The sequence below is a fragment of the uncultured Faecalibaculum sp. genome (genome assembly GCF_910588395.1).
In the GTDB taxonomy this organism is placed as follows: Bacteria; Bacillota_I; Bacilli_A; order Erysipelotrichales; family Erysipelotrichaceae; genus Faecalibaculum.
In genome coordinates this window covers 23,667-33,447 of record NZ_CAJUPA010000028.1, presented here as the reverse complement: position 1 = coordinate 33,447, position 9,781 = coordinate 23,667, and the positions used below count along the sequence as shown (strand labels likewise).

Here is a 9,781-nt window from a genome sequence, read left to right as displayed (position 1 = left end):
TTTTGATTCAGAAACTTTAGAGGTGCTCAGCGACCTCAACAATATTCGGATATTCTCCTTTTTTCAGGTCAATGCCGATGGCTGCCGCAATGCCGGGGCTGTCAGATTTCGTCGGTCTGCTTCAGACCGAATGACATAAGAGCGTTCATTTCCGGTTTCCAGAGAAGAGACTCCGGGCTGCGCTCGGGCTGATAGAACATGATCATGTAGAATGGCAGGTACAGGATGCTGTCTTGCTGTTCCAGGTTTCCTTTGCAGAAAACGAAGGTTCCGGAAAATTCCCATTCAGCCGACTGAATCGCTTTGGTCAGGGAAGAATGCTTTTTCCAGTCGTTGCCGGATTTGATTTCAAACAGGTCAATGTTTCTCCCGTTCTGCAGGACAAAGTCGAGTTCTCCGAATTTCTTCTGGTCATAGTAATACAGATCCATGTCTTTGGAGACGATGGACTGCGCAAACACATTTTCCAGAATGCTGCCGGCGTTGATATCAACCTCTCCTTTCAGGAGCGGGTACTGAAGGTTTCCCAGACTCGCCTCACACAGCAGACCTGTATCACACAGAAACAATTTGAACAGACTCCGCTTTTCGTTCAGTTTAAGAGGCGAAACCGGAGCCGAGACATTGAAACAGGGAAGAGCCACACCAGCTTCCCTCAGCCACAGGAAGCTGTTTTCGTACCTCTGCAGACGTGCTCCCTCTTTGAGTCTGGACAGAACAAAGCGGCTGTTTTTGCTGTCCAGCTGACCTGGAATGCTGTCGAAAATCTCCCGGATTTTGTTTTTTTCCGTACTTCTGGCATATCTGGCGATATCAGTCCGGTACAGATGGAGGATGTCTTTCTGTGTTCGGCTGCAGGCGGCAAGGTCCGGAATCTGCACGTAGTCACGCACGACAGCCGGCATGCCGCCCACGATCATATAGGTATAAAACATCTGCAGCATCTCACGGTGAACCGGTTCCAGAACAGACTGTTTTTTTTCAAAGCAGTCATGCAGATAGTCCAGAGTTTCCTTCGGAATATGCATGGCCCAGCAGAATTCTTCAAAATCCAGCGGATACATGGGGATGATGGTTTCGTACCCTACTGGATAGGACCTGATTTCCCGATGATTCACCCCCAGAAGTGATCCGGTCTCAATGTACCGGGCGCTGCCTTCCTCCACAAGAAACTTGATGGCGGTTCTGGCTTCTGGACATTCCTGGATTTCATCCAGAAGAATCAGCGTTTCACCGGGAAGGATGGTCTGATGCGTGAGTGCCGTCAGTGCTGTCAGGATGTTTCGGGCGCCTTCCCACTGAAATGCGGATTTCATTTCAGGCTGATCAATGAAATTGATTTCTATAAACTGCCGGAAGCAGTTCCGGCCAAATTCCCGGGCAATCGTGGATTTTCCAATCTGACGGGCTCCCATGATGAAAGCAGCTGTTCCGGTGCCTTCTCTGTTCCATCTTGCAAGTTCTTCATACACTTTCCGCTTCAGCATATTCAGCCCTCCATCTCTGCATCTGCAGACAGCCTGCTTCAGACAGCTGCATGGCTCATCTCTATACTGCTACATTTTTCATCACTTTTCGAGAGTAAACTGCTACATTTTTCGCGGGTTTCAGGAGGTAAAATGCGACATTATTCCAATGTTTTCGGGGGTTGTCTGCGACATTTTTTCGAATTCCCTGCAGAGCTGACACCGGATCGCTGTCAGCCCATCTGACTTTGACCATCCTCTCCTGCACAACAGTCAGGTACAGAACAGCCTGCTGCCCGCTGTCCGGGTTTCCCGGTGGAGAACACCATCCGTTTTCTGTGACAATGCTCCTGCCAGACAAGCCCTTCTGCCCGCTGGTTTATGCCCCGGCAGGGTCGGCAGACCCATCGGCAACATTCTTTTACACAACCTTTACACATGTCAGACGTGGATTTAACCGGGTCAACGTATACTGAAAATGAATGATGGACACGGAAAGGAGACTCACATGCCGCTGATTTACATTGCTGAGGACGACCAGGGGATTCGGGAACTGATTCTGTATACACTGCAGGTTTCGGATTTCGAAGCGAAGGGATTTGAGACCGGGACAGCGCTGCTGGAGGCGGTGAAAGACCGCCGGCCGGATCTGGTGCTGCTGGATATCATGATGCCGGAGCAGGATGGCCTGATGATTCTGCAGAAACTGAGGCAGAATCCGGAGACGGCGGATTTGCCGGTGATCATGGAAACAGCCAGGACGGCGGAATCGGATACTGTGACGGGGCTGGATCTGGGTGCAGATGACTATCTGAGCAAGCCGTTCGGGATGGCAGAGATGATGTCCCGGATCCGTGCGCTGCTGCGGCGGGTAAACCGGCATACAAAGGATAACCGGGAAACCGGCGGAATTCTGGAGTTTGAGGGACTCCGTCTGGATCTGACGGCGCATGAAGTGACGGCAGGTGATCAGAGGGTGAATCTGACGCGGAAGGAATACGACTTGCTGAAGGTGCTCACCAGGTCGCCGCGCAAGGTGTTTTCCCGGGATGAACTGCTCATGAAGGTCTGGGATACGGATTTTGCCGGGGGAACCAGGACGGTGGACGTGCATGTGAACACGCTGCGGGGAAAGCTGAAGGAAGCCGGACGGGGGATCGAAACGGTGCGCGGTGCGGGATACCGGTTCAATCCGGAGGCGCTGGAGCGCTCTGACCGGTCCCAGGAGGAGACAGTGGATGTCTCTGCCGGAAACAGCCCGGAGGCAGCAGCTGAAAGGGAAGACAAACCATGACAAAAAAGATATTCTATGCGATTTTCTCTGTCTGCACGCTGGTGTTTCTGTCGTCGATGATCCTGACGTTTTCCACGCTGTTTCAGTATTTCTCCAGTGTGGAAAAAGACCAGCTGCATTCCAGTCTGGAACTGGCGGCGCAGGGGTATGACCAGGAAGGGCTCCGGTTTCTGGAGGATATGGATCACGAGGATTACCGGGTGAGTCTGATCAGCGCAAAGGGAAACGTGCTGTATGACTCCAGTACCGGTTCGGATACCCTGCCCAGTCATGCGGACCGGGAAGAGGTGAAGGAGGCCCTGGAGACGGGATGGGGAGAAAGCACCCGATACTCCGAGACACTGACGGAACAGGCGATTTATTCCGCCATGAAGCTGCCGGATGGCAATGTGCTGCGGATTTCCGTTTCCCGCTACTCGGTGCTGACGCTGCTCATGGGTGTGGCCACACCGCTGATTTCGATTTTCTGCGGTGCGCTGCTGGCAGCGCTGGTGCTGGCGATCTGGCTGTCGCACCGGATCATGAGTCCGCTGGAGAACCTGGATCTGGATCATCCGGAGCAGGGGGAGATCTATGAGGAGATGAAGCCCATTGCGGACCGGCTGAGCCGGTACCGCCGGGATCTGGACAGGCAGAAGCGCCGGCTGCGGGTGCAGCAGGCGGAGTTTGATACTGTGGCGGCGGGGATCGAGGAAGGTCTGCTGCTGCTGGATCAGGATCTGAACATTCTGTATCTGAATGAAGCGGCAGCTGCAGCGCTGGATCTGGCGCCGGGGGCAGCACAGAAGATCCAGACAGAGATCGGAGCCGGAAAGGAGTTTCCCTTTGACCGGCTGTGTCTGCTGGAACCGGTGGTGGACCTGGCCCGGAAAGCCCGAAAGTCCGGTCAGCCGCAGAATGCCCTGGTGCCGGTGGAAGACCGGGTGTGGCTGGTGCAGGCGGGGCCGGTGATTGCCCGGGAGAAGTTCCGGGGAGAATCAATCCTGCTGCTGGATGTCACGGAGCGTCAGCAGATGGAGCGGATGCGCAAGGAATTCACCGGGAATGTGTCCCACGAACTGAAGACGCCGCTGCAGACGATTTCCGGGTATTCCGAGCTCATGGCCCAGGGACTGGCCCGGCCGGAGGATGTGCAGGGGATGGCTGAGCGGATCCTGCGTGAGGCGAGGCGGATGAGCACGCAGGTGGATCAGATCCTGACGCTGACCCGGATGGATGAAGGTCTGGAAGTGAAGCGGGAGGCGGTGAATCTGAACGGCCTGATCGGTTCGGTGCAGGCAGATGTGCAGGAAACTGCGTCCCGGTCCCGGGTGTCTGTGACGGTGCAGGAACCGGATGCGCCGGTGGTGGTGCGGGGAAATCCCCAGCTGCTGCGCAGCGTGGTGTTCAATCTGACGGAAAACGCCATCAAATACAGTGCGCCGGACAGCCATGTGCAGCTGACGCTGCGAAGGGATCCCGGAGAAGCGGTGCTGCTTGTCAGCGACGATGGGCCGGGGATCGCGCCGGCGGATCAGGAGCGGATCTTCGAGCGGTTCTACCGGGTGGACAAGTCCCGGAGCCGCCAGCTGGGCGGAACCGGACTGGGGCTGGCAATCGTGAAGAACGCCGTCCGGCTGCATGGCGGGACGGTGAGCGTGGACAGTGAACCGGGCAAGGGCTCCGTGTTCACGGTCCGCCTCCCTGTGTCGGAAACCGGAGATTCCGGGGAGGATACAGATACAGACAGCATGCAAGCCGAATCATGAATGCAAGGCGGGAAAGAAAGCACAGGCGGACTTTCCCGCTTTTGCCTGCTGCGTCACATGTCCGGGGATAACTTTTGTTTCCTGTCAGCTGAAGGAATACAGTAAAGGTGATTTGTCCTGTGTTTATGCAGACAAAGTCTGTGGATGCGGACAAAGACAGAACGATGAGGAAAGGATGGTTGTATTGACTCCTCATGAAAGCAGCCGGCTTGCGAAAATCGTCATGCGCACCGGCAAACTGTTTCTGCAAAGCGGCGGGGATGTGACCAGTGTATCCAATACCATGAAGCAAATCTGCCTGACTCAGCCCTGGGCCCGCAAACCGGAGTGCATTGTCACGCCCACTTCGCTGTTTTTCTCCTTCAAAGCCGAGCACCACATCATCACCCGGATCTGCGAGGTGACGAAATCCAGCAATGACATCACCAGCATCGAAGCGATTCACAAATTCGCCGAACAGGCACCTGGCATGACCATGGAGCAGATGGAACAGGAACTGAACCGGATCGAGAAAATCAGGCCCTGGCCCCGCTGGATCCGGATCCTGGCATCCGGTGCCTGTTCTCTGGGTTTCGGGATTTTCTTCGGAGATCCCTATGATGTGCTGATCATCTTTCTTCTGGGTCTGGGCGCCGGCTGGATTCTCACCAGCAAAGCCCACCGGATCTTTCTGCTGATCGCCGCGAGTTTCTTCATCACCGCTGTGCCCGCCCTGCTGCACCGCTGGGGGCTGCCCATCAACTCGGAGATCTGCTGTGTGGCCAATGTCCCGCTGATGGTGCCCGGGATGCTGATTTTCAACGCCATCCGGGATACCATCAATGCCAATTACCAGGCAGGGCTGCAGCGCACGGCTGAAGCCTGTCTGATCGCGGTGTCCATCGCCGCCGGCACCGGCCTTGCCATGTGGGTGTGCCGCGTATGAACATGATTCTGATCAAAGCTTTCGGGGCTGCCATTCTGTGCGCCATGTGTTCCGTGCGGTTCAACGGACGGGGAAAGGACATTCTCATTGCGGGGTTCATCGGTTTCATGGCGGCGTTTGCCATGGGATTCTTCGATGATCTCAACGTCCGGGCGTTTGTCAGCGGTCTGGTTTACAGCGTGCTCAGCGAAGTCTTCGGCCGGATCCTGGACAAGCCGGTGGCGGTGTACTATGCGCCGGTTCTGGTTCCTTTTGTACCGGGAAAGCTGACGTTCGTGATGATGGGCGAATTTGTCAACGGTGACCGCATCGCGGCCATGGACCGGCTGGCGGAGATTCTGTGCATCTGCGGGATGATTGCCCTGGCAATCCTGCTGGTGGAAACCGCGTTCCGGATTTTCGGGGACATGAAAAAGAAATCCCTGCGGGAGCGCTGATTCCCGGAGGGGATGCCGTGCAGGCTGGAGACTGGTGTGAGTCCGGAAGGATGACACTGGTCTTTTTTATACCGTATGGGCTGCCATGCCTGTGGACCTGCCGGCAGCGGGCATACGGTAACCTGCAGGTATGGTTTCCCATGAAAAATCAGCATTAGCCATCTGCGGAATGCTGTCTACAATGAAAGTGAAAGGCAACAGTCCGAGATGGGCTGGAAAGGGAAATCTGATGTGGACAAACAGGACAGGAATCTGCAGGCCGGGCAAAAGCCGGCCCGGTCTTCGCTGTCAGCTGCAGCGCCAGACAGCACAACGGATGGCGCCGGGACAGCCGGGCAGCAGGTGGTGCTGTACTTTTCCGCCACGGGCAACACAGAACAAGCAGCCCGAACGCTGGCACAGACACTGGAAGCCCCTCTGGTGGCACTGGAACCGGAGCAGGCGTATACGGAAGCGGACCTGGATTATACCGATGCGGACAGCCGGGTGTCTCTGGAACACGACGGGACGCTGGAACTGCCGGGGTATCAGGATCCGGGAACGCAGGTGCAGGAGGCACAGATCGTCTGGCTGGGATATCCCATCTGGTGGGGTGAACCGGCGGCGGTCATCAGAAGCTATGTGGCAGACGGTCATCTGAAAGGCAAAACGGTGATCCCGTTCTGCACATCCGGCGGCACAGGCATTGAAGAGAGCGAACAGCTGCTCAAAGACCTGGAACCGGATGCAGACTGGAGGTCTGGAAAACGGCTGCCGGCATCCGTCTCCGGACAGGAGCTGCAGACGTGGATCTGCGAAACGAATATCCGGTGACTCCGCTGCGCACAGAGGATGGGATATCATACGGCAGACAGAAACAGTGAAAAAACTGCCGGCAGGCAGTGGGAGGAAAACATGAAAAAAGCAGTGGTGTATTATTCGGCATCCGGTGTGACCCGGAACAAAGCCCGGGAACTGGCGGCAGCCGAGCAGGCGGATCTGATTGAACTGGTTCCGGCAGAACTGTATACAGCAGCAGATCTGGACTGGACGGACAAAGGCAGCCGGTCCACCAGAGAAATGAACGATGCCAAATCCCGTCCGGCGCTGGTCAGGCAGCCGGATGTATCCGGGTATGATGAGATTTTCCTGGGCTTTCCCATCTGGTGGGGACTGGCACCGCGGATTGTGGAGACCTTCCTGGATCATGCCGATCTGCAGAAAGCAGCCGTGGTTCCCTTTGCCACATCCGGCGGCAGCGGAATTGCCAAAGCGGAAAAGGCTCTGATCCGTGCATATCCGGACATCCGCTTTGTTCCAGGCAGACTGCTCAATGGCCGCATCGACCCGGAGCAGCTGAAGTTCTGGGCGGATGCAGCGGGCGAATGAAACGGCGTGGCAGGCATAAGTCGACATGCCTGAAAGTGATGGTTCTGCGTCTGATGAAAACGGTATAATAAAGGACAGAAAGAACGAAGAGGGATTTCCAATGGAAAAATCAAAGGTTTATTTTACAAGCGACACCAACCGCGACGCACTGGTCAAACTGTATGACAGACTGGGCAAGGAACTCAAAGGCAACGTGGCAGTGAAACTGCACACCGGAGAACGGGGCAACCAGAACTTCCTGCGTCCGGAGTTCGTCAAGCCGCTGGTGGACAAAGTCAACGGCACCGTCGTGGAGTGCAACACAGCCTATGGTCACGACATGGGCGGTCACCGGTTCAACACCATGGAACACGAACAGGTCCTCCGGGAACACGGATGGAGCGAAAACTTCAACGTGGAGATTCTGGACGCTGCAGGCCCCGACCTGGTTCTGGACATTCCCAACGGACTGCGCATCAGGGAAAACTACGTCGGCAGGGATCTGGACAAATACAACTCCATGCTGGTGCTGTCCCACTTCAAGGGCCACCCCATGGGCGGATTCGGCGGGGCGCTGAAGCAGCTTTCCATCGGCGTGGCTTCCACTGCCGGCAAATGCTGGATCCATTCCGTTGGTCAGTCAAAAGAAATGAAGGACTGCTGGGAAAAGGAAATCGAGCATGACCAGTTCCTGGAAGCCATGGCAGATGCGGCAGAATCCGTGGACAAATTTTTCAAGGACAACATCGTGTACGTCAACGTGCTCAAGAATCTGTCCGTGGACTGCGACTGCTGCCACGTGGCAGAGGATCCCTGCATGAAGGACATCGGTGTCATGATCTCCACAGACCCTGTTGCCATTGACCAGGCCTGCATTGACATGGTGTACAACTCCAAGGATCCCGGCCGTGACCACTTTGTGGAACGGGTGGAATCCCGGAACGGACGTCACACCATTGAAGCGGCAGAAAAACTGGGCTTCGGCACCCGGGACTATGAGCTGATCAGCATCGACGAAGAGTAGTATGCAGGCACAGTCCTGACAGAACAGATTTCAGAAACCGAAACGGCATTCCAGTTCATGGAAGCCGTTTTTTTTACCGCTTACAACGGCAATTTGTGATAATGAGGGAAGAATCACTGTCACCTAGAATGAAGCCATAAGGAGGAACAAAGAAATGGGAACATCCAACCCCGCTGCATTCCTGGACCGCTTCTCCGCCTGGCTGGAAGAGAAGCTCGTTCCGATGACAGACAAAATCACCAACAACCGTTATGTGAAAGTCCTCATGGATTCCTTCATGGGAATTTCCGCGCTGACCATCGGCGCTTCATTCTTCACTCTGATCCGTTCACTGCCCCTTGGCGAAGGCTACACGGCATTTCTGGAACAGACCGGCCTCTTTGAAATCCTGAACTTCCCGATCCTGATCACATCAGAGCTGATTTCGCTGTATCTGATTCTGGCAATCGGGTATTTCCTGGCCAAATCATTCGGCAAAAAGCCCATCAACGGCGCACTCATTGCCCTGGGCAGCTTCCTGATGGTGACACCGTTCACCTCGCAGATGCAGGTGGTTCTGGAAAACGGTGAAACTGCCATGGCCACCGTCTCCAACGCTTTGCAGGTATCCTCTTTCGGAGCCACAGGGATTTTCCTGGCCATGATCGTGGGCATCATTTCCGTCCGGATTTATGTATGGTTTGACGACAAGGGATTCAAGCTGAAAATGCCCGCTTCCGTCCCGGAAAACGTCACGAACATGTTTGAAACCATGATTCCTGCCTCTGTTGTCTTCGTGATTTTCATGGCAGTCCGCGTTGGCTGCTCCTATACCGCCTATGGAACCGCCCAGAACCTGATTTACGGTCTGCTGCAGGCACCTTTGACAAGCATCGGCGGCGGCTGGTGGGGCGCATTCCTGTACCTGATCCTTGGCTGTGTCCTCTGGCTGTTCGGCATTCACGGTTCCATGCTGATGTATGTCGCCATGGGAACCATTGCCAATGCCATGTGGGCGGAAAACATGGTTGCCTTCGGCAACGGCCTGCCGGCTCCTCATCCGGAATGGCTCTATATGTACTTTGTGAACATGGGAGGCAGCGGCGCCACGTTCGGACTTGTGATCCTGATGGCTTTTCTCGCAAAGTCCCAGCATCTGAAGACCCTGGGAAAAGTTGCCCTGCCCACTTCCATCTTCAACATCAACGAACCGGTGATTTTCGGTACACCCATTGTCATGAACATCACCATGGCAATCCCCTTCCTGGCGGCACCCACTGTGAACTTTCTGCTGACAACCCTGGTCAACACCATGGGATTTGCGGTTCCCACCGGTGCGATGCAGAACAACTATTATCCCGTCGGCATCCTGGGCATGTTTGCAGCCGGCAACTGGACCGGTCTGGTGTGGTCCATTGTCCTGATTCTCATCGATCTGGTCATCTACTACCCGTTCTTCAAGATTTACGACGACAAAAAAGTGAAGGAGGAACAGGAACTGGCGGCGGAGCTGGAAGACGATCTGCTGCTGGACTGATTCCTTCCCCGATCCGGCCTGACG

9 protein-coding genes are annotated in these 9,781 nt (G+C 55.4%); 8 read left to right on the top strand and 1 reads right to left on the bottom strand.

Features of this window, described 5'->3' with window-relative positions:
• Positions 1-101: 101 nt before the first annotated feature.
• Positions 102-1,487: an ATP-binding protein gene (locus QZ305_RS08535; RefSeq protein WP_294731325.1), complete on the bottom strand. Its 1,386-nt coding sequence runs from the start codon at positions 1,485-1,487 to the stop codon at positions 102-104.
• Between the two features lie 487 nt (positions 1,488-1,974).
• Between QZ305_RS08535 and QZ305_RS08530 the strand changes: the two genes are divergently transcribed.
• From QZ305_RS08530 to QZ305_RS08495, 8 genes are all read left to right on the top strand, one after another.
• Positions 1,975-2,760, top strand: a complete 786-nt coding sequence (locus tag QZ305_RS08530; RefSeq protein WP_294731323.1) for a response regulator transcription factor — start codon at positions 1,975-1,977, stop codon at positions 2,758-2,760.
• On the top strand, positions 2,757-4,508 hold the full coding sequence (locus QZ305_RS08525) for an ATP-binding protein (RefSeq protein WP_294731322.1): 1,752 nt from the start codon (positions 2,757-2,759) through the stop codon (positions 4,506-4,508). The genes QZ305_RS08530 and QZ305_RS08525 overlap by 4 nt, the downstream gene beginning before the upstream one ends.
• Before the next feature lie 175 nt (positions 4,509-4,683).
• Positions 4,684-5,433 carry a threonine/serine exporter family protein gene (locus QZ305_RS08520; RefSeq protein ID WP_294731320.1) on the top strand — a complete coding sequence of 250 codons (750 nt, stop codon included), beginning with the start codon at positions 4,684-4,686 and terminating at the stop codon, positions 5,431-5,433.
• Positions 5,430-5,870: a threonine/serine exporter family protein gene (locus QZ305_RS08515; protein ID WP_294731318.1), complete on the top strand. Its 441-nt coding sequence runs from the start codon at positions 5,430-5,432 to the stop codon at positions 5,868-5,870. The genes QZ305_RS08520 and QZ305_RS08515 overlap by 4 nt, the downstream gene beginning before the upstream one ends.
• 231 nt (positions 5,871-6,101) lie before the next feature.
• The gene (locus QZ305_RS08510) at positions 6,102-6,683 is read left to right on the top strand and encodes a flavodoxin (RefSeq protein ID WP_294731316.1); all 582 of its coding nucleotides are present in this window, start codon (positions 6,102-6,104) and stop codon (positions 6,681-6,683) included.
• Positions 6,684-6,764: 81 nt separating this feature from the next.
• The gene (locus QZ305_RS08505) at positions 6,765-7,238 is read left to right on the top strand and encodes a flavodoxin (protein ID WP_294731314.1); all 474 of its coding nucleotides are present in this window, start codon (positions 6,765-6,767) and stop codon (positions 7,236-7,238) included.
• A gap of 100 nt (positions 7,239-7,338) precedes the next feature.
• Positions 7,339-8,241: a DUF362 domain-containing protein gene (locus QZ305_RS08500; protein WP_294731312.1), complete on the top strand. Its 903-nt coding sequence runs from the start codon at positions 7,339-7,341 to the stop codon at positions 8,239-8,241.
• A gap of 154 nt (positions 8,242-8,395) precedes the next feature.
• Positions 8,396-9,757 (top strand): PTS sugar transporter subunit IIC, encoded by a 1,362-nt coding sequence (locus QZ305_RS08495; protein WP_294731311.1) that lies wholly within the window; start codon positions 8,396-8,398, stop codon positions 9,755-9,757.
• The last annotated feature ends 24 nt before the right edge of the window (positions 9,758-9,781 follow it).